The organism is Rhodococcus sp. JS3073 (genome assembly GCF_026810085.1).
In the GTDB taxonomy this organism is placed as follows: Bacteria; Actinomycetota; Actinomycetes; order Mycobacteriales; family Mycobacteriaceae; genus Rhodococcus_F; species Rhodococcus_F wratislaviensis.
In genome coordinates, this window is sequence record NZ_CP113951.1 from 2,280,065 (window position 1) to 2,301,245 (window position 21,181).

General features: G+C 67.6%; 20 protein-coding genes. 10 read left to right on the plus strand and 10 right to left on the minus strand.

The window, feature by feature from the left end:
- Positions 1 to 33 precede the first annotated feature (33 nt).
- The 7 genes from OYT95_RS10410 to ligD all read left to right on the plus strand — a co-directional run bounded on the left by OYT95_RS10410 (position 34) and on the right by ligD (position 7,549).
- On the plus strand, positions 34 to 1,062 hold the full coding sequence (locus OYT95_RS10410; RefSeq protein ID WP_268792229.1) for an NAD-dependent epimerase/dehydratase family protein: 1,029 nt from the start codon (positions 34 to 36) through the stop codon (positions 1,060 to 1,062).
- Positions 1,059 to 2,249: a DegT/DnrJ/EryC1/StrS family aminotransferase gene (locus OYT95_RS10415; protein WP_268791402.1), complete on the plus strand. Its 1,191-nt coding sequence runs from the start codon at positions 1,059 to 1,061 to the stop codon at positions 2,247 to 2,249. Before OYT95_RS10410 ends, OYT95_RS10415 begins: the two co-directional genes overlap by 4 nt.
- Positions 2,246 to 3,055: a glucose-1-phosphate cytidylyltransferase gene (gene rfbF, locus OYT95_RS10420; protein ID WP_112300992.1), complete on the plus strand. Its 810-nt coding sequence runs from the start codon at positions 2,246 to 2,248 to the stop codon at positions 3,053 to 3,055. The genes OYT95_RS10415 and rfbF overlap by 4 nt, the downstream gene beginning before the upstream one ends.
- Positions 3,039 to 4,271 (plus strand): class I SAM-dependent methyltransferase, encoded by a 1,233-nt coding sequence (locus OYT95_RS10425; RefSeq protein WP_268791403.1) that lies wholly within the window; start codon positions 3,039 to 3,041, stop codon positions 4,269 to 4,271. The genes rfbF and OYT95_RS10425 overlap by 17 nt, the downstream gene beginning before the upstream one ends.
- A gap of 98 nt (positions 4,272 to 4,369) precedes the next feature.
- On the plus strand, positions 4,370 to 5,971 hold the full coding sequence (locus OYT95_RS10430; protein ID WP_268791404.1) for a serine/threonine-protein kinase: 1,602 nt from the start codon (positions 4,370 to 4,372) through the stop codon (positions 5,969 to 5,971).
- A 58-nt stretch (positions 5,972 to 6,029) separates the two neighbouring features.
- Positions 6,030 to 6,464, plus strand: coding sequence for a PAS domain-containing protein (locus OYT95_RS10435; RefSeq protein WP_037233108.1), 435 nt, complete (start codon positions 6,030 to 6,032; stop codon positions 6,462 to 6,464).
- A 113-nt stretch (positions 6,465 to 6,577) separates the two neighbouring features.
- Positions 6,578 to 7,549, plus strand: coding sequence for a non-homologous end-joining DNA ligase (gene ligD / locus OYT95_RS10440; RefSeq protein WP_268791405.1), 972 nt, complete (start codon positions 6,578 to 6,580; stop codon positions 7,547 to 7,549).
- Positions 7,550 to 7,947: 398 nt separating this feature from the next.
- Here ligD and OYT95_RS10445 read toward each other — a convergent pair whose 3' ends face one another.
- The 10 genes from OYT95_RS10445 to OYT95_RS10490 form a co-directional block, all read right to left on the minus strand.
- On the minus strand, positions 7,948 to 9,165 hold the full coding sequence (locus tag OYT95_RS10445) for a vWA domain-containing protein (RefSeq protein ID WP_268791406.1): 1,218 nt from the start codon (positions 9,163 to 9,165) through the stop codon (positions 7,948 to 7,950).
- Entirely contained in the window at positions 9,162 to 9,812 is a 651-nt protein-coding gene (locus tag OYT95_RS10450) for an SRPBCC family protein (RefSeq protein ID WP_268791407.1), read from the minus strand. The genes OYT95_RS10445 and OYT95_RS10450 overlap by 4 nt, the downstream gene beginning before the upstream one ends.
- Positions 9,813 to 9,824: 12 nt before the next feature.
- Positions 9,825 to 10,712 carry an AAA family ATPase gene (locus tag OYT95_RS10455; RefSeq protein WP_112300998.1) on the minus strand — a complete coding sequence of 296 codons (888 nt, stop codon included), beginning with the start codon at positions 10,710 to 10,712 and terminating at the stop codon, positions 9,825 to 9,827.
- Positions 10,709 to 11,599, minus strand: a complete 891-nt coding sequence (locus tag OYT95_RS10460; protein WP_268791408.1) for an XdhC family protein — start codon at positions 11,597 to 11,599, stop codon at positions 10,709 to 10,711. Before OYT95_RS10460 ends, OYT95_RS10455 begins: the two co-directional genes overlap by 4 nt.
- Positions 11,600 to 11,628: 29 nt before the next feature.
- Positions 11,629 to 14,031: an aerobic carbon-monoxide dehydrogenase large subunit gene (locus OYT95_RS10465; protein ID WP_268791409.1), complete on the minus strand. Its 2,403-nt coding sequence runs from the start codon at positions 14,029 to 14,031 to the stop codon at positions 11,629 to 11,631.
- Positions 14,028 to 14,612 carry a (2Fe-2S)-binding protein gene (locus OYT95_RS10470; RefSeq protein ID WP_037233084.1) on the minus strand — a complete coding sequence of 195 codons (585 nt, stop codon included), beginning with the start codon at positions 14,610 to 14,612 and terminating at the stop codon, positions 14,028 to 14,030. Before OYT95_RS10470 ends, OYT95_RS10465 begins: the two co-directional genes overlap by 4 nt.
- A gap of 2 nt (positions 14,613 to 14,614) precedes the next feature.
- Positions 14,615 to 15,520 carry an FAD binding domain-containing protein gene (locus OYT95_RS10475; protein ID WP_268791410.1) on the minus strand — a complete coding sequence of 302 codons (906 nt, stop codon included), beginning with the start codon at positions 15,518 to 15,520 and terminating at the stop codon, positions 14,615 to 14,617.
- A gap of 76 nt (positions 15,521 to 15,596) precedes the next feature.
- Positions 15,597 to 16,739, minus strand: coding sequence for an XdhC family protein (locus tag OYT95_RS10480; protein WP_268791411.1), 1,143 nt, complete (start codon positions 16,737 to 16,739; stop codon positions 15,597 to 15,599).
- A gap of 51 nt (positions 16,740 to 16,790) precedes the next feature.
- The gene (locus OYT95_RS10485; RefSeq protein ID WP_268791412.1) at positions 16,791 to 18,602 is read right to left on the minus strand and encodes a DUF4873 domain-containing protein; all 1,812 of its coding nucleotides are present in this window, start codon (positions 18,600 to 18,602) and stop codon (positions 16,791 to 16,793) included.
- Positions 18,599 to 19,525: an AurF N-oxygenase family protein gene (locus OYT95_RS10490; protein WP_268791413.1), complete on the minus strand. Its 927-nt coding sequence runs from the start codon at positions 19,523 to 19,525 to the stop codon at positions 18,599 to 18,601. The genes OYT95_RS10485 and OYT95_RS10490 overlap by 4 nt, the downstream gene beginning before the upstream one ends.
- 125 nt (positions 19,526 to 19,650) lie before the next feature.
- On the opposite strand from OYT95_RS10490, the gene OYT95_RS10495 reads away from it, so the two are divergent.
- From OYT95_RS10495 to OYT95_RS10505, 3 genes are read left to right on the plus strand one after another with little or no spacing between them, the layout of a single operon-like run.
- Positions 19,651 to 20,268, plus strand: a complete 618-nt coding sequence (locus OYT95_RS10495; RefSeq protein ID WP_268791414.1) for a TetR/AcrR family transcriptional regulator — start codon at positions 19,651 to 19,653, stop codon at positions 20,266 to 20,268.
- Positions 20,269 to 20,301: 33 nt separating this feature from the next.
- On the plus strand, positions 20,302 to 20,619 hold the full coding sequence (locus OYT95_RS10500) for an ArsR/SmtB family transcription factor (protein WP_268791415.1): 318 nt from the start codon (positions 20,302 to 20,304) through the stop codon (positions 20,617 to 20,619).
- On the plus strand, positions 20,616 to 21,179 hold the full coding sequence (locus OYT95_RS10505) for an SRPBCC family protein (RefSeq protein ID WP_037233071.1): 564 nt from the start codon (positions 20,616 to 20,618) through the stop codon (positions 21,177 to 21,179). The genes OYT95_RS10500 and OYT95_RS10505 overlap by 4 nt, the downstream gene beginning before the upstream one ends.
- The last annotated feature ends 2 nt before the right edge of the window (positions 21,180 to 21,181 follow it).

Consider the following 21,181-nt stretch of genomic DNA (forward strand, 5'->3'; position numbering starts at 1 on the left):
GCCGGTGGAATGACCGACAGCACATCATCACCCATGAGAATTCTGGTCACCGGACACCTGGGCTACCTGGGCGTCGAGATGACTCCGCTGCTCGTCCGCCTCGGACACGAGGTCGTCGGCCTCGACACCGGCTACTTCGACGGTTGCGACTTCCTCGCGCCTCCCGATCCGCTACCGATGCTGGATATCGACGTCCGGGACGTCACCCCGACGGACCTCGAAGGCTTCGACGCCGTCGTCCACCTCGCCGCACTGTCGAACGATCCACTGTCCGACATCGATCCGAGCCTGACGTACGACATCAACCTCGCCGCATCCGTCCGGCTCGCGAAGGCGGCAAAGGCGGCCGGCGTCGGCCGGTTCGTGTTCTCGTCCTCGTGCAGCCTGTACGGCGCGGGCAGCGATCTCGAGCTGGACGAAGGGGCAGCCTTCAACCCCGTGACGCCGTACGGGGAATCGAAGGTGCGAGTCGAGCAGGTATTGTCCCGGCTCGCGGACGACGACTTCTCACCCGTGTATCTGCGGAACGCCACGGCGTACGGCTTCTCACGCCGCCTGCGTGCGGACGTCGTCGTCAACAACCTGCTCGGGCACGCGGTGACCACAGGCAAGGTGCTGCTGCAGAGCGACGGCACCCCGTGGCGGCCCCTCGTCCACGTCCTCGACATCGCACACGCATTCGCTCAGGTACTTGCAGCGCCGAGACAGGTCGTCCACGATCAGGCTTTCAACGTCGGGCGGGTCGGCGAGAACTATCAGGTGCTCGACATCGCGCGACTCGTCGCCGACGTCGTGCCCGATTGCGTTGTCGGACATTCCGAAGGTGCCACGTCCGACATCCGTGACTACCGCGTCGACTTCTCCAAGATCGAGAGAGAGCTGCCGGGTTACCGCCCCCAGTGGACCCTGCGCCAGGGAATCGAGGAGTTGTGGGTGGCGTACTCCGATGGCGGCATGACCGCGGAGCATTTCGAGGGACCGCGTTTCTTCCGGCTGAGGACCATCCAGCAGCACCTCGACCGGGGCCGGCTCGACAGCGACCTGCGCTGGTCAGCAACATGATCGGGCCGAGGACGGTCCCGGACGTCGAAGAGCGAGCGGCACTGCACGAGCGGGACCGAATCCCCGTTGCCGGGCCGTGGGTGACGGACCTCGAGGTCCGGTACGTCGCCGAGGCCGCGGCGAACGACTGGTACACCCACGCCGGCGAATCGGTCGGCCTCTTCGAGCGCGAGTTCGCCGACTACCTCGGAACCGAGTTCGCCGCGGCCGTGCCGCACTGCACCTCCGCGCTGCATCTCGCGATGCTCGCTCTCGGCCTGGGCCCCGGCGACGAGGTGATCGTGCCGGAATCGACGTGGGTGGCGACGGCCGCCCCCGTCACCTACGTCGGCGCGACCCCCGTCTTCACCGACATCGACGCCGAGACCTGGTGCCTGTCACCCGATTCGCTCGCGCGGTGTATCACCTCCCGGACCGCGGCCATCGTCACTGTCGACCTGTACGGCGGAATACCGGACATGGCGGCCGTCCGGTCCGTCGCGGCCGGCATTCCCATCATCGAGGATGCCGCCCAGGCCATCGGCGGAAAGCTGAACGGTCGCTTCGCCGGCGCGCTGGGCGACATCGGAACCTTCAGCTTCCACGGCACGAAGACGTTGACGACCGGTGAGGGCGGAATGGTCGTGACGGATCGGAGCGACCTCGCGGAACGGATCCAACGGTTACGCGATCACGGTCGCACTCCGGCGGACCACCGGTTCTTCACCACCGAGGAGCTGGGTTTCAAATACAAGATGAGCAGTCTGCAGGCCGCCTTCGGACGGGCCCAGCTGGCCCGCATCGACGAACTCCTGGACAAGAAGCGGCAGATCTTCGAATGGTACGAAGAGCGTCTCGCGGACGTTCCCGGACTGGAGCTGAACCACCGGCGGAACGGCCTCACGAACACGTTCTGGATGGTCACCGCCGTTCTCCACCCCGACTACCGTCTGCGTGCCCGCCGGATGATGGAGCTGTTCGATCTGCACTCGGTGGACACCCGCCCCTTCCTGCCTCCCCTGAGTTCACTGCCCGCGTTCGCGGGATATCACACGGCGGCGACAGCGGCGCGTCGAAACAAGACCGCCTACGACATCGCCTTGCGCTCGATCAATCTGCCGTCGGCACTCATGCTGACCGAAGCGCAGGTCGACCGGGTGTGCGACGTACTACACACCATTCTTCGACCAGGTAAGGAACTCTCATGAAGGCCGTCATTCTCGCCGGTGGACGCGGCACTCGAATCAGCGAGGAGTCGCAGAGCCGGCCCAAGCCCATGGTCGAGATCGGTGGGCGACCGATCCTCTGGCACATCATGAAGATCTACGGCGAAGCAGGCGTCACCGAATTCATCATCCTGCTCGGCTACAAGGGCTACATGATCAAGGAGTACTTCGCCAACTACTTCCTGCACATGTCCGACGTGACGATCGACCTGGCCACCGACACGACCAAGACGCTCTCGTCCAAGACCGAACCGTGGACCGTCACACTGCTCGACACGGGCGCCTCGACCATGACCGGTGGGCGCCTGCTGCGGGCCAAGGAGCACATCGGCGACGACGTCTTCTCGTTCACGTACGGCGACGGCGTCACCGACGTGGACATTCGCCGGGTCGCCGAGTTCCATCGGCAGTCCGGTTCGATCGCGACGGTCACCGCCGTGCAACCGCCCGGCCGCTACGGCGCACTGCGGATGGAGGAAGACCGGGTGCAGTTCGAGGAGAAGCCGCGTGGCAGCAGCGGCTGGGTCAACGGCGGATTCTTCGTGGCCCAACCGTCCGTCCTCGATTACATCGACGGCGACGACACCGTCTTCGAAGGGGCCCCGCTGGAGCGGCTTTCGTCCGACGGCGAACTCTCCGCGTATCAGCACCCCGGTTTCTGGCGCGGGATGGACACGTTGTGGGACAAGATCTACCTCAACGAACTCTGGGACAACGACAAGGCCCCGTGGAAGATCTGGAACGACGGACTGGGCTCCGAGGGGGACGATCATGAGTACTCCCTGTAGGCACTGCGGTACCCCTCTGGAGCAGTCGTTCTGCGATCTCGGGATGTCGCCACTCGCCAACTCGTATCTCGCTGCCGATCAACTGGATCGACGAGAAGTGTTCTACCCGTTGCATGCGTACGTGTGCTCGAAGTGCCTTCTCGTCCAGCTCGCCGAGTTCGAATCGGCGGAGTTCATCTTCACCGACTACCTCTACTTCTCGTCGTATTCGCAGAGCTGGCTCGATCATGCCCATGCGTATGTCCGGGACACGACGGCGCGGTTCCACCTCGACAGTTCGAAGCAGGTAGTCGAGATCGCCAGCAACGACGGGTATCTGCTCCAGTACTTCGTGGAGTCCGGCATCCCGTCGCTCGGCATCGAGCCGGCCGAGAACGTGGCGGAGGTGGCCATACGGCGCGGGATCGACACCCGGGTAGGATTTTTCGGAACATCGATGGCGAGCAAACTCGTCGGGGAGGACATCCGCGCAGACCTCCTGATCGGCAACAACGTCCTGGCGCACGTTCCCGACCTGAACGACTTCGTCGCCGGAATGGCAACCGTGCTCGCGGCGGACGGCGTGATCACCATGGAGTTCCCTCACCTGCTCCAGCTGATCGAGCACAACCAGTTCGACACGATCTACCACGAGCACTTCTCCTACTTCTCGCTGCTGACCGTCACGCGCGTGTTCGCGGCCCACGGCCTGCGGCTGTTCGACGTCGAACAACTCCCCACCCACGGTGGGTCCCTGCGGATCTACGCCTGTCACGCCGAGTATCCCCGTCACATCACGTCCCGGCGACTGCGGGAGCTGGGCGAGCTCGAACAAGTCGCGGGTCTCCACCTTCCGGAGGGTTACACCGCCTTCCCGGAGCGGGTGAAGCGCACCAAACGCGCGTTGCTCGAATTCCTCATCGGTGCACGCAACCGCGGGCTGTCGACGGCCGCCTACGGCGCGCCGGCCAAGGGCAACACCCTGCTCAACTACTGCGGGATCCGAGACGACCTACTCGACTACACCGTCGACCGGAGCCCCCACAAGCAGGGCAGGTTCCTGCCGGGAACCCACCTTCCCATCCACGCGCCCGACCACATCCGCGACACCCGCCCCGACTACCTTCTGATCCTCCCGTGGAACCTGCGGGACGAGGTGATTCGGGAGATGTCGTACATCCGCGACTGGGGTGGCAGATTCGTCGTCCCCGTCCCCGAACTGGCCGTACTCGACTGAGCCCAGATCCCCCACTGCAGGAAACGAATTCGTCACCCCGGACCGGACAGCGCGCCAACCGCGTGTATCGTGCTGATTCCGGCTTCGAGGGGAATGGAATGGCGGCAGGTGCACGGGTCGGCTCGCAGTTCGGGCACTACCATCTCCGGGCTCTGCTCGGCCGAGGTGGAATGGGTGAGGTGTACGAGGCGTACGACACCACCAAGGATCGCACCGTCGCACTCAAGATCCTCGACGTCGACCTCGCGAAAGACCCCACCTACCAGCAGCGGTTCCGTCGTGAATCGCACGCCGCGGCCCGGTTGCAGGAGCCGCACGTCATTCCGATTCACGACTGGGGCGAGATCGACGGTGTGCTCTACATCGACATGCGCCTGGTCGTGGGTCAGGATCTCCGTTCGCTGCTCCGGGCACGCGGCCCGATGGGCCCCGCACACGCAGTCGCGATCGTCGACCAGATCGCGGCGGCGCTCGACGCCGCGCACACCGACGGGCTCATCCACCGCGACGTGAAGCCGGAGAACATCCTCGTCACGGCCGGTGAATTTGCGTACCTCGTCGACTTCGGTATCGCGCACTCGAGCTCCGACCTCCGCCTCACCACCCTCGGCAGCGCCGTCGGTTCGTACGCGTACATGGCGCCCGAGCGGTTCGACAATGCTCCTGTCGATGCGCGCGCGGACGTCTACTCGCTGGCCTGCGTCCTCTACGAGTGCCTCACCGGGTCCATCCCGTTCCCGTCCACCAGCATCAGCAGCGCGATCCGCGCCCACCTCACGACGCCGGTACCCCGCCCCAGCTCGATTCGACCCGACGTGCCCCCCACGTTCGACGAGGTGATCGCCCGAGGCCTGGCCAAGGACCCCCGTGACCGGTACTCGACGGCCGGCGACTTCGCGGCCGCTGCCCGGTCCGCGTTGACCGCCCGTGAGCGGAAGACCGAAACCGACATCGCGACCCGCCCGCAACCTTCGCCGGGCATGCGATCCGAACCGACGCGCGTCGACGACCGCGGCCGTCCCCCCGTCTACCCGCCGACCGCGTTCCGCAGCGGGCCGCCCGCGCAGCCCCCGGCGGCTCCGTACTACCCCGCACCCCCCTACGTGGCCCCGCCGCCGGCACGACGATCGGTGGCCGTGCCCGTGACGGTCACCCTGCTGATGATCGCGCTGCTGACACTCGGCGGGGTGGTCGGATGGCTCGTGCTGGATCGGAACAACCCGGACGCGCCCACTGTCGCCGCAGCCACGAGCAGTCAGGTGCGCATCCCGGCCACGGAGGACGTACCCGTCGCGTCCGCGGCCCCGGCGACGATCCCGCCTGCGGTGACGACACCCAGAACGACCACCGCTCCCGCGCCGCCGATCGTCGGCGAGGTGTCGGGCGCCGACGGGCAGGGCTTCCTGGCCCCGTCCGATGCACGGTGCAACTACACCAACCCGGCCGTGTTCATCGGCCGCACCACGAAGTCTCTGGTCGTGGTCTGCGAGACGGGAGTGGGGCGCTACTACTACCAGGGTGTGCGCATCAGCGACGGCGCCGCCATCTCCGTCGACGACCCGATGTCGAGCGGTTCGGGCTTCGTCGCCACCGGCGACGGTGGCACCGAATACCGGCTCACCCCGTCCGCCCTGACCATCGTCAGCGGCGACGGACGGATCCTCGCGACCGAACCGATGGTCGAGTCGGCACACCGCTGAACCGCCGTCTACGTCGACAACGGGACGGGCGGTCGGAATCGGTGAGAGTATTAGGGCTGTGAGCGCACAGGCAGAGTATGAGGAGAGACGTCGCCCGACCCCGGAAACTCCCCTGGGCTACCTCGAGCAGCTACCCGCCCTCGTCCTGCTCGAACGCCTTCCGGTTCCCGTCCTGGCGGTCGAGAACGACGGCACCGTCGTCCACGCGAACAGTGCTTTCGAGGAGATGCTGGGTCATCCCGTCGCGTCACTGCGCGGACGCCCGGTGTCCGAACTCCTCGACCTGGACGACGCGCCGACGGGTGCCGACGCGGTCGAGCACCTCCGCGAGTCCGCCACCACACCCATCGACCTCGCACATCAGGACGGATCCCGAGTGCGCGCACTCGTCAGCCGGCCCATCCTGCGTCGGCAGGACGATCCGGTGACCCTCGTCTGCTTCCACGACGTCACCGAACAACTCTGGAACGGCGGCCGGGCGCCGGGCTTCTGACCCGCCCCACAGACGCACGGACATTGGCCGGATTCTCGCGCAATTGCCGGGGATTCCAGCGAAACCGTCGGCAAACAGCGCGGGAGGGATCGAACGCGGGTTAGGTTGACTGCATGGCGACCGGCAAGAGCAAGGCTCCCGCTGTCGAACTGGAGGTCGGCGACCGGACCGTGCGGATCTCGCACCCGGAACGCGTCTACTTCCCCGCCACCGGTGCCACGAAACTCGACCTCGCGAACTACTACCTGAGCGTCGGCGACGGGATCGTTCGCGCACTGCGCGAACGCCCCTGCATGATGCACCGCTTTCCGGACGGCCTGAGCGGCGAGAAGGTGCACCAGAAGCGGTTGCCGCACGGTGCGCCGGACTGGGTCCAGACGGTGCGGGTGACGTTTCCGCGGTACAACCGTCACGCCGACGAACTGTGCGTGACGCACCCGGCGGACGTGATCTGGGCGGTGCAGATGTCCACGGTCGAGTTCCATCCGTGGAACTCGCGCCGCGCAGACGTCGAACGTCCCGACGAGTGGCGGATCGATCTCGACCCGATGCCCGAATGCGGATTCGACACGGTGCGGCGCGTGGCCGGTGTGGTGCACGAGGTGCTCGACGAACTGGGTGCGACGGGCTGGCCGAAGACGTCCGGCGGTAGCGGCATGCACGTCTACGTCCGGATCCGGCCCGACTGGGGATTCGGCGACGTCCGGCGGGCCGCGCTGGCCTTCGCCCGAGAAGTGGAGCGCCGGGCACCGCAGGACGTCACCACCACCTGGTGGCGGAAGGACCGGGATCCTCGCAAGCTGTTCGTCGACTACAACCAGAACGCCCGCGATCACACCATCGCCAGCGCGTACTCGGTGCGGGGTGTGCCCGACGCGACGGTGTCGACACCGGTGACGTGGGACGAGATCGACGACGTGGACCCGCACGAGTTCACCATCGCCACCGTCCCCGACCGCTTCGCGAAACTCGGTGACCTGCATGCCGGAATCGACGACGCCGTGTTCTCGCTCGAACCGCTGCTCGAGTGGGCCGACCGCGACGAGGCCGACGGCGTGTCGGATCCCGGTGGCGCGGACGACTAGTCGAGGCGTCCCCGTGACGCGACACGCGCCCCGACCGTGCGGCCGAGGCGCGTGTCTGGCATGCCGGACTCTTCCCTACCGTGGCGGCGGGGGCGGTGGCGGCGGAGGCGGTGGGGGGTTGGGGTTGCAGAGTTGACAGCCGTCGACCGGTGGTTTGGGAACCGGTGCGTGACAATCGTTCTGACATGGTCTGGCGCCGGCGAATTCGGCCGTTCCCACCAGGGAAATCGAGAGGGCTGCGAGGATCGCCCCGATGGCCGCCACGATTTTGGCGGGAGTTCTGGTAGTCGACATGTGGGTTCCTCCTGTGAGCTGAAGAGCGGTGTGCACCGTCCCAAGAGCTTCGGGGAAGGACGCGACGACGGCCAGGCACCCTGGGGGTGAAATCGCGCCACCCACTACCGCATCCGGCTGATCGTGTCCAGCACGTCGCGGAGCGCGGACACGGAGTGCGCGGGGAGGAAGGCATCGCAGAACGGCAGCGCAGCCGCCATCGATCCGGCCAGCGGCCGGAAGTCGGGGTCACCGGCCCGGGGGTTGAGCCACACCAGTCGGTGAGCCCGGCGACGAACCCGGGTGAGGGCATGCGCCAAGCTCTTCGGGTCGTCGCTGTCCCAGCCGTCGGACGCGATGACCACGACTGCGCCGCGCAGCGCGTTGCCGTGCGGGGACGCGAGCAGTTCGCTCACGCTGCCGGCGATGTGGGTGCCGCCGAATCTGTCGACGACCTTGTCGTTCGCCTTGCGGACCGCGGTCTCGGCGCTGCGGTGGGCGAGCACCGGCGTGAGTCTCGTCAGCGACGTGGAGAACGCGAACACCTCCGGCCTGCCCGCGGTCTGTCGTTGCACCGCCGCCCGCATCAGATGGAGATAGATCGCGGCGTACGGCTGCATCGACCGGCTCACGTCGCACAGCATCACGATGCGTCGCGGACGGTGCCGCGGGCGGCTTTTCGTGAGGACCACCGGCTCCCAGCCCGTGGCCCTCGACCGGTTCATGGTGGCCCGCAGGTCGATACGCCGGCCGCGGCGATGCACTTCGCGTCGCCGGGTGCGGCGGGACGGCCACGCGGCGGTGGCCTTCTCCAGCCAGGATCCGAGGAGCCGGAGGTCGCCGGCGTCGAATCGGGCGAAGGGTTCGTCGGCGCGAGCCACGAGTCTGCTCGGCAGGGTGTCCGGCACGGCGGTGAGCGTGTCGTGGATGTCGTCCTCGCCGCTGTCGTCGCCGCCGGTCATCATCGGTCGTGTCACCCACGGCACGCCGTCGACGTCCTGCGCGTCACCGGGCCGGTCGCGACCGTCGCGGACACCGGCGAGGGCCGCCTCCCGTCCCGCCGCGGCGCGCCGTGCGTGCGGGTCCACGGACAGCACGGCGTCGTCGAAGACCGCGGAGAACACCGCGTCGAACGGCGCGAGGTCGTCGACGCGGTTGACCAGCGTCAGACGCGCCGACCAGTACAACCGCGACCGCGAGCTCGGCGGCGACAGATGAAGCGCCTGCACGAACACCGCGGGGCCACTCGCCGAGACGACGACACCACGGGAACGCAACCGGGCGACCAGTGCCACCGCGAACGCCGCGAGATCGACACCCCGCAGGACGCCCGACGTGCTCATCGCCTGCGGCGGCCCACCACGAGCACGACCACGATTCCCGCGAGGATGGCAGCGAGGATCGGGGCGTACCGCTTCCATGCACCCGCACCGGACAGCGCCAGCAGGTCCAGCGGCGCCGGTTCGGCGGTAGGCCGGGCCACGGACAGCGTCGTGGTGCCGGTGGAGTCGGCCGCCTCGGGCTCGGCCGCGGCCTGGTCGGCGGGCCCCCCGGCGAGCTTCGCTTCCAGTGACTCCGCGAACTGCCCCATGAGTTTCTCCGACACCTGCTGGATCATCCCACTGCCGAACTGCGCGAGTTTGCCGACGATCTTCATGTCGGTGTCCACGGTGACGCGGGTGCGGTCGCCCACCTCGTGCAACTGGGCGGTGATCGTCGCGGACGCATTGCCGGAACCGCGCGAGTCCCTCCCGCGGGCATCGATCACGGCACGATGCTCCTTGGCGTCACGCACGACGAAGGCGGCCTTGCCTTTGAATTCACTCGTCACCGGGCCGACCTTGACCTTCACCTTCCCCAGGTAGTCGTCACCCTCCCGCCCGGTCATCTGCGCTCCGGGTAGCAGGGGGGCCACCTCTTCGAGGTCGCTGAGCACCTCCCACGCCTGCTCGATCGGGGCGCTGACGGTGAACTCGTTGGCGATCTTCATGGCAGTAACCTCTCATCCGGTGGCCAGGCCGTGCGCGTAGTCGGCGAATGCGTCCTGAACTATTGTGCGGTCGTCGGGGGTCTTCGCGAGGGCACTCAGGCTCTGGATCGCGTCGTCGCGAACCAGATCTGCCACACCCAGCGCCGCGAGTGCGGACACCCAGTCGATCGTCTCGGCGATTCCGGGCGGCTTGTCGAGGTCGAGTTCGCGGGCCCGGCCGACGAACCGGGTGGCGTGCTCGATGAGGGGCGCCGCCGCCGCGGGCACCGTGCGACGCACGATGGCGGCCGCCCGCGCCGGCTCCGGATAGTCGATCCAGTGGTAGAGGCACCGCCTGCGCAGCGCGTCGTGGAGGTCGCGACTCCGGTTGGACGTCAGCACGACGACGGGGTGATGTTCGGCCGTGAACGTTCCCAGTTCGGGAACGGTGACGGACGCCTCCCCCAGGAATTCGAGGAGTAGTGCCTCGAACTCGTCGTCGGCTCGGTCTATTTCGTCGATCAGCAGGACGGGCGGAGTCGGTCCCCGATATCGCACACAGTGAAGGATGGGACGTTCCAGCAGGAATTCCTCGGTGAACAGGTCGTCCTCGGTCAGGCCGTCGCCCCGCGATTCGGCCAGCCGGATGGTGAGCAACTGACGCTGATAATTCCAGTCGTAGAGGGCCTCGTTCGCGGTGAGGCCCTCGTAGCACTGCAACCGGATCAGCGGGGCGCCGAGGACGGTCGCGAGAGCCTTCGCCGCGGTGGTCTTGCCGACCCCGGGTTCGCCTTCGAGCAGGAGCGGGCGACGCAGGGCCGCCGCGAGATACAGGGCCGACGCGGTGCCGAAGTCCAGAAGGTAGTCCTCCGCATCGAAGCGCCGGACCACGTCCGCCACATCCTCGAACGCCGCCGTCATACCGCCGTCTCCTGCGCGAACGATGCCCGGCAACCCGGCCCGCAGAACCAGAAGTCGTTGCCGTCCCGCCGTAGGTGGGCGGTATCCGGCCCCACCACGACGCGCATCCCGCACACGGGATCGATCACCTCCGCCACCGCCGCCCGCGGCGACGAATCGTCCTCGGGCGCGCGAAGTCCCGCGGTCCGCAATTCCTGCACCAATTCGGCCGCGATCGACACCGCGATCTCCGCCGACGTCCGCGCCCCGATGTTCAGGCCGACGGGGGTGTGCACCCGTGCCCGTTCGGACTCGGTCAGACCCAGGGTGTCGAGGATGGCCCCGCCACGTGTACGGCTGGCGACGAGCCCGACGTACCCGACCCCCGCGTCGAGCGCCGCACGGATGACCTCGGCTTCGGGCCCGCCGTGCCCGGCGAGCACCACCGCCGTCGTGCCGGAGAACTGTTCGATCCCGGCGTCGTCGTGCTCGACGGTGAAGCCCAGCAGTCCCGCTATGCCCGCCAACGCCTGCGCGATCGGAGTGGTGCCGAAGATCCGCACCAACGGCGGTGGCAGTTGCGGCTCCAGGAAAATCTCCATGGCGCCGCCGGACAGACACGGATTCACCACGACCGACGCGCCCGGAGTCTCGGGGAACTGCACGGCCCCGTCGGGAAGGACCCGCAACAGCACGCTCTCGTTGGTCGCCAGCGCGCCCAGGGCGGCCGTGCGCACCGAATTCTGCGCGCACTGACCGCCGACGAACCCCTCGATCGTCCCGTCCTGCAGGAGGATCGCCTCGTCGCCGGTATGACTGGACGTGGGCGGCTGCGCCCGCACGACGGTCGCATGGACGAACGGCCTGCGGTCGCGTGTCAGTTGCGCCGCACGCTCTTTCAGATCCATCAAGCCTCCTCGCAGCCGACGGGCGACATTCAGATCGGGGGTGTCGCGCGGCCCTGCATGGCCTCCCACACCCGGGACGGGGTGAGCGGCATGTCAGCGTGCCGGACCCCGAACGGGGCGAGCGCATCCACGACCGCGTTCACCACGGCCGCGGGCGATCCGACCGTCGCGGACTCCCCGATGCCCTTCGCGCCGATGGGGTGATGCGGCGACGGGGTCACGGTGAAGCCGGTCTCGAGCTTCGGGACCTCGAGCGCGGTGGGGATCAGGTAGTCCATCAGTGACCCGCCGAGGCAGTTGCCGTCCTCGTCGAACTCGATGATCTCCATGAGCGCCATACCGATGCCGTCGACGATGCCACCGTGGACCTGCCCCTCGATGATCATCGGGTTGATGCGCGTGCCGCAGTCGTCGACGGCGAGGAACCGCCGCACCTTCACCACTGCGGTGCCGGGGTCGACGTCGACGACGCAGAAGTACGCGCCGTAGGGGTACGTCAGATTCTCAGGGTTGTAGCAGATCTGCGCGTCGAGTCCACCCTCGATGCCCTCCGGCAGGTCGCCCGCGCCGTGAGCCCGCATCGCGATGTCCTGGATGGTCACCTTCGCCGTGGGGTCACCCTTCACATGGAATTCGCCCTTCTCCCATTCCAGATCCGCGACCGAGGCCTCGAGCATCCCGGACGCGATGATCTTCGCCTTGTCCCGCACCTTGCGGGCCACCAGCGCCGCGGCCGCCCCCGACACCGGCGTCGACCGGCTGCCATACGTGCCGAGCCCGAACGGCGTGTTGTCGGTGTCGCCGTGCACGACGTCGATGTCGTCCGGCGGAATCCCGAGTTCCTCCGCCACGATCTGCGCGAACGTCGTCTCGTGACCCTGCCCCTGGGTCTGCACCGACAACCGGAGGACAGCTTTCCCGGTGGGATGCACGCGCAGTTCGCACCCGTCGGCCATGCCCAGGCCGAGGATGTCCATGTCCTTCCGGGGGCCCGCGCCGACGGCCTCGGTGAAGAACGACATACCGATCCCCATCAGCTCCCCGCGCTCGCGGCGTTCCCGCTGCTCCTCCCGCAACTGCTGGTAGCCGATCATGTCCATGGCCTTGCGCATGGTGGTCTCGTAGTCACCCGAGTCGTACACCCACCCCGTCTTGCTGGTGTACGGGAACTGTTCCGGCCTCAGCAGATTCTTCAGCCGAAGCTCCGCCGGATCCATCTTCAGATCGAACGCCAGGCAGTCGACGAGCCGCTCGACCAGATACACCGCCTCGGTGATGCGGAACGAGCAGGCGTACGCCACCCCGCCGGGCGCCTTGTTGGTGTAGACGGCTGTCATCGCGCAGTGCGCGGCCTCGATGTCGTAGCTGCCGGTGAAGACGCCGAAGAAACCGGCCGGATACTTCACCGGGGCTGCCGTGCCGTTGAAGGCTCCGTGATCGGCCAGCACCTTCGTGCGGATCGCGAGTATCTTGCCCTCTTTGGTGGCGGCGATCTCACCGACCATGATGTAGTCGCGGGCGAACCCGGTGCTCATCAGGTTCTCGCTGCGGTCCTCCATCCACTTCACCGGTTTGCCGGTCACCAGTGACGCGACGATGGCGCACACGTATCCCGGGTAGATCGGGACCTTGTTGCCGAAGCCCCCGCCGATGTCCGGGGACACCACCCGGATCTTGTGCTCCGGGATCCCCGAGACCAGGGCGTAGACCGTCCGGTGTGCGTGCGGGGCCTGCGAGGTGGAGTACAGCGTCAGCTTGCCGGACACCCGGTCGACGTCCGCGATCGCACCGCACGTCTCCATCGGTGCGGGATGCACCCGGGGGTAGGCGATCTCCTGCTTCGCCACCACGTCCGCCTTCGCGAACACGGCATCGGTCGCGGCGGCATCGCCTGTCTCCCAGTCGAAGCAGTGATTGTCCGTCTTGCCTTCGAGGTCGTCGCGGATCACCGGCGCATCGGGCGAGAGCGCGGCGCGCGCGTCGACGACGGGATCGAGCATGTCGTACTCGACGTCGATCAGTTCCAGCGCGTCGCGGGCCGAATAACGGTCCTCGGCGATGACGAACGCGACCTCCTGGCCCTGGAACCGCACCTTGTCGGTGGCCAGCACGGCCTGCACGTCGTTGGACAGCGTCGGCATCCATGCGAGGTTCTTCGCGGCGAGGTCGGCCCCCGTCACCACTGCTGTCACCTTCGGGTGTTCCTGTGCCGCAGTGGTATCGATGCTCACGATCCGCGCGTGCGCGACCGGCGACCGCAGGATCGCCAGGTGCAGCATGCCGGGGAGCGTGATGTCGTCGACGTAATTTCCGAGCCCCCGGATGAAGCGGGGATCCTCCTTGCGCAGCATGCGGCCGTGGCCGCAGGGTTTCTTGTCGTTGTCGACGACGTCGGCGTCGCCCGACGGCGGACGGGATTCGACGGTGGTCATGATGCACTTCCGGTGGTCGCGTGTTCCTCGACTGTCATCGGTGCGCCCTCGGCGCCCCGTGTCTTGTCCTCCTGGACCTCCGCGTCGAAGTCGCCGGCCGGTTCCGGCTCGGCGGCCTCGCCCGCCCGATGATCCGCCGCCCACTGGATCGAGCGCACGATCGTGGTGTACCCGGTGCAGCGGCAGATCTGCCCGGAGATCGCTTCCCGGATGGTGGCCTCGTCCGGGCTCTCCTCCCGGTCGAGCAGTGCTCGCGCCGTCATCATCATGCCGGGGGTGCAGAACCCGCACTGTAGTCCGTGGCACTGCATGAAGCCCTGCTGGACGGGATCGAGTTCGCCGTCGTGTTCGAGGCCCTCGACCGTGCGGACGTCGTGCCCGCCCGCCATCGCGGCGAGCATCGTGCACGACTTCACCGGATCGCCGTCCACGGTGACGACGCAGGTACCGCAGTTGCTGGTGTCGCAGCCCCAATGGGTCCCGGTCAGGCCCAGCTGGTCGCGGAGGAAATGGACCAGCAGCATGCGCGGTTCCACCTCGGCGCTCACTGCTTCACCGTTGACGGTCATGTTCACCTGCATGGCTATGCCTCTTCTCCGGTCGGCTCGTGCTCCACGTCGCTGCGGAGCACCCGGTCGACCGCTGTACGGAGTGTGCGGATCGTGAGTTCGGATGCGAGATGGCGTTTGTAGTCGACGGTGCCGCGTGCGTCGGCGAGGGGCTCGCAGGCCCGCGCGGCCATCCGCCCGGCCTGGGCGAACGCCTCCTCGGACGGAGGCCGTCCGGTCAGGTAGTCGGCGACATCCGAGAGTCCGGACGGATCCGGGTTGACGGCGGTCAGACCGACCGCTGCCCGGGCGATCTCGCCGCCCTCCACCGTGACGGCCGCTCCGGCCGCGGTGACCGCCCAATCTCCGGTCCGCCGTTCGACCTTGGCGTACGCGCTGGAGCTGTGGCCGTGGACCGGTATCACGATCTCGATGAGCATCTCGTTGTGCGCGAGCGCCGTCTCGTACGGTCCGACGAGGAACTCGGACATGGGGATCTCGCGGCGTCCGCCCGGCCCGCGCACCACGCAGGTGGCGTCGAGAACAGCGCAGACAGTGGTGAGGTCCTCGGCCGGATCCGCCTGGCACAGCGATCCGCCGATGGTTCCGCGGTTGCGGACCACCGGGTCGGCGATCACCTTCTCCGCGTCGCGGAAGAGGGGGAACGCCGCCGCGAGTTCATCCGATTCGAGAAGCCGGCGGTGCCGTGTCATCGCACCGATCCGCAGCCTCGACCGCTCGGTCGTGATGTAGCCGAGTTCGCCCTCGAGGTCGTTGATGTCGATGAGGTACTCGGGGTTGGCGAGGCGAAGTTTCATCATGGGGAGCAGGCTGTGGCCGCCTGCGACGAGTCGGGCTTCGTCGCCCAGCCGGTCGAGCAGGGCGATGGCGTCCTCGACGCCCGTGGCCCTCTCGTATTCGAAGGATCCTGGTACTTGCATTGTGACCTACCTCACAAATGTGGATGCTCTCAGCCTCCGCAAGAACCGGTGGTCCGTCAACCCCGGGTGAACCGCCCTAGTCGACGCAGGAATCGACGGGTTCCTCGTGGTGGATCCGACCGCTCGACTCCGCGAGCGGGCGCCCCGTGCCACCCCACCGGCGGGCGATGATCTCGGCGGCGATGGACACCGCCGTCTCTTCGGGTGTCCGGGCGCCGATGTCCAGGCCGATGGGACTCGACAACCGGTCGAGCTCGGTGTCGGTCAGGCCGACCTCGCGCAGGCGTTCGCGCCGATCCAGGTCCGTTCTGCGTGATCCCATGGCGCCGATGTACGCGACGTCCGGGAGGCGCAGCGCCGTCTCGAGGAGAGGGACGTCGAACTTGGGGTCGTGGGTGAGCACACAGATCACGGTCCGGCCGTCGATGGCCCGGGCCTCGGCCTGGGCGGCGAGATACCGGTGCGGCCAGTCCACCACCACCTCGTCGGCCGTCGGGAATCGGGCGTGCGTCGCGAACACCGGACGGGCGTCGCAGACCGTCACCCGGTATCCCATGAAGGCGCCCTGCCGGGCCACCGCGGCGGCGAAGTCGATGGCCCCGAACACGAGCATGCGCGGTCTCGGCGCGTAACTGGCGACGAACACCTCCATGCCCTCGCCGCGACGCTGACCGTCGGTGCCGTACGTCAGCACCGTGCTGCCGCCCGCCGCGAGGAGGCCCCGGGCGTCGTCGGTGACCGCGGAATCGGCACGGTCCGAGCCGAGCGAACCGCTCACGTGCTCGTGCCGGACGACCAGCCGCCGCCCCACCCGAGCCGCATCGGGATGCGCCACGACGGTGGCCACCGCGACCGGCCGGTGGTTCTCGATGTCCCGGGCGATCTCACCGAGTTCCGGAAAATTGTCCCGCGAGACGGGCTCGACGAAGATGTCGATGATTCCACCGCAGGTGAGACCCACCTCGAACGCGTTCTCGTCGCTGATCCCGTACCGCTGCAGCACCGGCGTGCCGGACGCCGTGACCTCGGATGCGAGTTCGTAGACCGCTCCCTCGACGCACCCGCCGGACACCGAACCGGACGCGCTGCCGTCGGGCGCCACGACCATCGACGCCCCCGGCGGTCGCGGCGCGGAACGGAACGTGCGGACCACGGTTCCGACACCCGCCGTCCCACCCGCGGTCCACACCGCCACCAGGTCAGCCAGCACGTCGCGCATCAGCACCCTTCCCGCTCGAGTCCGACGTGTGATACACGCTCAGCTACAAGCTTATTCCGCCGAGGCGAGTTTGGCCCGGGAGACGGGAACCTCGACCTCGACCGGCGCCAGCGGGAACGGGGGCGTGCCCACCCCGGCTATCCGGTAGTGGCCCCACGGGTCGCGCTCGGCGAGGGCGGCGGGCACTTCGGGACCGTCCCCGATCGTGAGGAACAGCGGGGTGCGGTTGCGCTGCTTCGCCGCGTCGACGCCGTCGCCGACGACGCGGCCGTACCAGTGGTAGAGACCGTCCAGCGGTTCGATGTGACCGTTCAGGAAGACCTCGACGGGCACGGTCAGGTCGCCGGACGTGAGCACGCCGGGCCCGCTGTACTCGGTGTCGTCCTCGCGCTCCGCGAACGAACTCAGCTCGAAGTGCCGGTCGTCGGGGGTGCGCATCCGCCGCCAGTAGGACACGCTCGACCCCGGCCACGCAGCACGATTGTGGCCGGTGGAATCGAGGTACCAGCTGTCGCACCCACCCGAATTCCACACCGAGCCCGCGAGTTTGCGGTGGACCACCCGGTTGAATTCGCGCTGCGCGCCCGCACGCACCTCGATCCGCGTCGCGTCGCGCTTCTTCATCAGTGCCAGGCATCGGGTGATGTAATGCGCCTGGGCCTCGATGACGAAGACGATCGACTGATTGCCGCCACCGGAATTCGGCCCCATCATGAGGAAGAAGTTCGGAAACCCCGCGACCGCGACACCCAGGTACGCCTCCATGCCGTCGCGCCAGGCCCGGTGGATCGTCAGCCCGCGCCGGCCGACGATGTGCTCGTTCTCGAACCGGTCGCCGACCGCGAACCCCGTGCCGTAGACGATGACGTCCGCCTCGTGCACCGTTCCGTCCTCGGTGCGGATCCCGCACTCGGTGATCTCCGAGATACCCGAGGTGACCAGTTCGACGTCTTCACGCTGCAGGGCGGGGTAGAAATTGCTGGACACCAGAATTCGCTTGCACCCGATGGTGTAGTCGGGAGTCAGGGTGGCACGCAGTGCGGGGTCGCGCACCTGTCTGCGCAGCAGCCCCCGGGCAGCCGACTCCAGCACCGTCATCAGTCGTGGGTGCAGGAAACCGGCGATCAACGATTCGTGGCTCCAGTAGATCGCGCCGCGGTAGGCCTTCTGGGCACCGGGCACTGCGTGGAACACCGCCTTCTCACCTGCGGTGATCGGGCGGTCCAGCTTCGGCAGGATCCAGTGGGGTGTCCGCTGGAAGACGTCGACGTGCGCCGCCTCCTTCGCCACCTCGGGAACGAACTGCACGGCGCTCGCCCCGGTGCCGACGACCGCCACCCGCTTGCCGGTCAGGTCGACCGCGTGATCCCACTCGGCGGAATGGAATGCCGGTCCGGAAAACGACTCCCGGCCGGGGAAGTCGGGAATGCTGGGTTTGTGCAGCGGTCCCGGACCCGCGACGACGATTCGCGGGTGATAGACGGAACCCGACCGAGTCTCCACCCGCCACCGGTCCGTTCCCTCGTCGAAGTCGTAGGAGATCACCTCGGAGCCGAACCGGATGCGTGATGCCAGATCGTAGTCGCGGACCACCCTCTCGATGTAGTCGAGAATCTCGGGCTGCCGCGCGTACATCCGGGTCCATTTACGGTTGGGCGCGAAGGAGAACGAATACATCAGCGACATCACGTCGCAGGCACATCCCGGATACGTGTTCTCCCGCCACGTTCCGCCCACCCGATCGGTCTTCTCGAGAACGACGAAGTTCTCCTCCCCCGCCTCCTTCAGCTTGATCGCCATACACAATCCGGCGAATCCGGTGCCGACGACGAGGACGTCCGGCTCGGAGGTCCCCGGTGTCACAGGAATCCCCCGCGCCGCCACAGCGCGCGGGAGGTCGCTCGCATCAGGCCGTTCTCCTCGAGGAACGCGGCCAGCGACTCGAACCCGCGGCGTTGATTTTCGCGAAAATTCGGGTTTGCCAGTGCCTGTCGACGCGCCTCCTTCGCATCCAGTCCGGCCCGCTCGTACATGGCCGGGTTGGTGAACAGCCGCTGGAACAGCGGGCCGCCGACCCCCTGCAGCGTTCCGACCCACAGCCTGTCGATCCGGTGGCCTTCCGCGACGCGGCGACGCACCCCCTCGCGCGCGAATCGGATGTGCCGGGATTCCTCGGTGACGTGGATCCGCATCAGCCGGGAAATCATCGGCTGCAACTGCGGGTCCTCGAGGACGCGCCGCTGCGTGGCGTCGAAGATCTCCTCGCCGATGAGCGCGGCCACCCACAGCATGGTTCCGCGAAATGTCTTGGGCAGCACGTTGACGACGACAGCCTGATACCACCGGAGCTGGAACGGCTTGGCGCCCATCTGCTCGATGGCACGTCCGAACATCGTCATGTGCCTGCACTCGTCACCCATCTCGGTGAGCACGTACCGGGTGTGCAGCGAGCTCGGATCGTTGTGCAGCAGCGCGCGTAGGAGCGCCTGGTTGAGGATGTTCTCGAACCAGATTCCGACGCTGAGGATGTTGGCCGACTCCTGCCGGGACAGCTCGATACGCTGCGCCTCGCTCATCCGGTCCCACATCTCGGTTCCCCACAGGGACAGGACCTGCGGCGGCAGGAAGTACTTGCCGTCCTGGAGGGGCGCGTCCCAGTCGATGTCGACGACGGGAGCGTACGAGCGCTTGACGGAGCCTGCGAGGAGCCTGCCGGCGACTTCCTCCCGGTCGATCGTGTGTGAACGCTGAGACATCGCTGTTCCCTTCGTCGAGCGCGATTCCATCTCGTTGCCGTTTATAGGTAAAACGTAAACCCGGGTGTGACGTAGGTCAATGGTTATCTGTGACTCGAATTCACATTTGCGGCTTCTGTTTGCGCCCACCCCACCCGACCAGCACAATCAGGGCCGTGAGGACGCGGCCGACGACACCGACCCCCGGCGAACTCCGGGAACGGATCCTCGATGCGGCCGAAGAGTGCCTGATCGAACTCGGGTACAGCACCCGGCTCCACGCGGTCATCGCCGAGCGGGCGGGACTGTCCCGGCCCACGCTCTACAAACACGTCGGCGACCAGTCCGCCATCCTCGAGGCCCTCTTCCAGCGGGAGATCTCCCGGTTCTTCGTCGTGCTGGACCCGGTGTTGCGGGGACGGCAGAGCCAACTCCAGGTGCGATTCGTCGACGCCGTCGTGTTCGCCGTCCAGTACGCACGCGGACACCGGTTGCTGCAGAAGGGTTTGCGCGACGACCCCGAGGTGGTGCTGCCCTGGTTCACGGTCAAGGCGAAGCCGATGATCGAACTCGGGGCGCAACTGCTTGCCCCCCACTTCGAGCGCCTGTTCTCCCGCGAGCAGCTGTCGGGCGTGAGCTCCACCGCCATCTCCGAGTGGGCGTTCCGCATCATCGGCTCGCTCATCACCACGAAGGGGATCGTGGACACGTCCGACGAGCGGGCTCTGCGCGAGTTCGTCCGGTCCCTGCTGTCGATCGCGTTCATGCCGCAACCGGACATTCATATTCCTTGACGCGTATATACGCGTACGCGCATACTCGGGAGCATGGCACCGGACGTGTTCACCGTGGTCGCCGAACCGCAGAGGCGCAGGATCCTCGAACGGCTGCGGTCCGGCCACGCCAGCGTCGGCGAACTCGTCGACCAGCTCGCACTGCCGCAGCCGACCGTGTCCAAGCACCTGCGGGTGCTGCGCCAGGCCGGATTCGTCACCTGCCGCACCGCCGCCCAGCATCGCATCTACAGCCTGCACCGCGAACCCTTCGACGAGTTCGACGCGTGGCTGCAGCCCTACCGCCTGCTGTGGACGCATCACTTCGACGCCCTCGAGCGGCACCTCGATTCGAAGGAGACTCCCTCATGACCGAGCCAGACGCACGGCGCGACTTCCGCCCCGGCCCACTGCGGCACGTCGAAGCACGACCCGACGGCACCCGCTGGACCCTGACCTTCGTCCGCGACTTCACCCACTCGCCGTCGGCGCTGTGGACCGCGCTCACCGACCCCGGCGAACTTCCGCAGTGGGCGCCGTACACCGCGGACCGGAACCTCGGAACAGTCGGTCCCGCCACCCTGATCATGGTCGACGGGCAGGACCGCACCGAACTCGACGGCACCGTGACCCGGGCCGAAGCACCTCACGTCCTCGAACACACCTGGGGCGACGACCTCCTGCTCTGGACGATCGAGGAAACCGACGCGGGCACGCGACTGACCTTGCGCCACACGCTCGACGACCAGCGAACCGCGGCGATGACGGCCGCCGGGTGGCACATGTGCCTGGACGTCGCCGAGGCCCTGCTCGACGGCAATCCGATCGGACCGATCGTCGGCGCCGAAGCGATGGACTACGGCTGGCGCGAACTCAACGAGCAATACTCCGAACGCCTCGGCGTCGAACCGATCGATCCGACGCTGCAGTGAAT

Bases quoted from the DNA above. Each gene is read 5' to 3' on its own strand.
- OYT95_RS10410 (WP_268792229.1), top strand. From the start codon at position 34: ATGAGAATTCTGGTCACCGGACACCTGGGCTACCTGGGCGTCGAGATG.
- OYT95_RS10415 (WP_268791402.1), top strand. From the start codon at position 1,059: ATGATCGGGCCGAGGACGGTCCCGGACGTCGAAGAGCGAGCGGCACTG.
- rfbF (WP_112300992.1), top strand. From the start codon at position 2,246: ATGAAGGCCGTCATTCTCGCCGGTGGACGCGGCACTCGAATCAGCGAG.
- OYT95_RS10425 (WP_268791403.1), top strand. From the start codon at position 3,039: ATGAGTACTCCCTGTAGGCACTGCGGTACCCCTCTGGAGCAGTCGTTC.
- OYT95_RS10430 (WP_268791404.1), top strand. From the start codon at position 4,370: ATGGCGGCAGGTGCACGGGTCGGCTCGCAGTTCGGGCACTACCATCTC.
- ligD (WP_268791405.1), top strand. From the start codon at position 6,578: ATGGCGACCGGCAAGAGCAAGGCTCCCGCTGTCGAACTGGAGGTCGGC.
- OYT95_RS10445 (WP_268791406.1), bottom strand. From the start codon at position 9,165: ATGAGCACGTCGGGCGTCCTGCGGGGTGTCGATCTCGCGGCGTTCGCG.
- OYT95_RS10450 (WP_268791407.1), bottom strand. From the start codon at position 9,812: ATGAAGATCGCCAACGAGTTCACCGTCAGCGCCCCGATCGAGCAGGCG.
- OYT95_RS10455 (WP_112300998.1), bottom strand. From the start codon at position 10,712: ATGACGGCGGCGTTCGAGGATGTGGCGGACGTGGTCCGGCGCTTCGAT.
- OYT95_RS10460 (WP_268791408.1), bottom strand. From the start codon at position 11,599: ATGGATCTGAAAGAGCGTGCGGCGCAACTGACACGCGACCGCAGGCCG.
- OYT95_RS10465 (WP_268791409.1), bottom strand. From the start codon at position 14,031: ATGACCACCGTCGAATCCCGTCCGCCGTCGGGCGACGCCGACGTCGTC.
- OYT95_RS10470 (WP_037233084.1), bottom strand. From the start codon at position 14,612: ATGCAGGTGAACATGACCGTCAACGGTGAAGCAGTGAGCGCCGAGGTG.
- OYT95_RS10475 (WP_268791410.1), bottom strand. From the start codon at position 15,520: ATGCAAGTACCAGGATCCTTCGAATACGAGAGGGCCACGGGCGTCGAG.
- OYT95_RS10480 (WP_268791411.1), bottom strand. From the start codon at position 16,739: ATGCGCGACGTGCTGGCTGACCTGGTGGCGGTGTGGACCGCGGGTGGG.
- OYT95_RS10490 (WP_268791413.1), bottom strand. From the start codon at position 19,525: ATGGAATCGCGCTCGACGAAGGGAACAGCGATGTCTCAGCGTTCACAC.
- OYT95_RS10500 (WP_268791415.1), top strand. From the start codon at position 20,302: ATGGCACCGGACGTGTTCACCGTGGTCGCCGAACCGCAGAGGCGCAGG.
- OYT95_RS10505 (WP_037233071.1), top strand. From the start codon at position 20,616: ATGACCGAGCCAGACGCACGGCGCGACTTCCGCCCCGGCCCACTGCGG.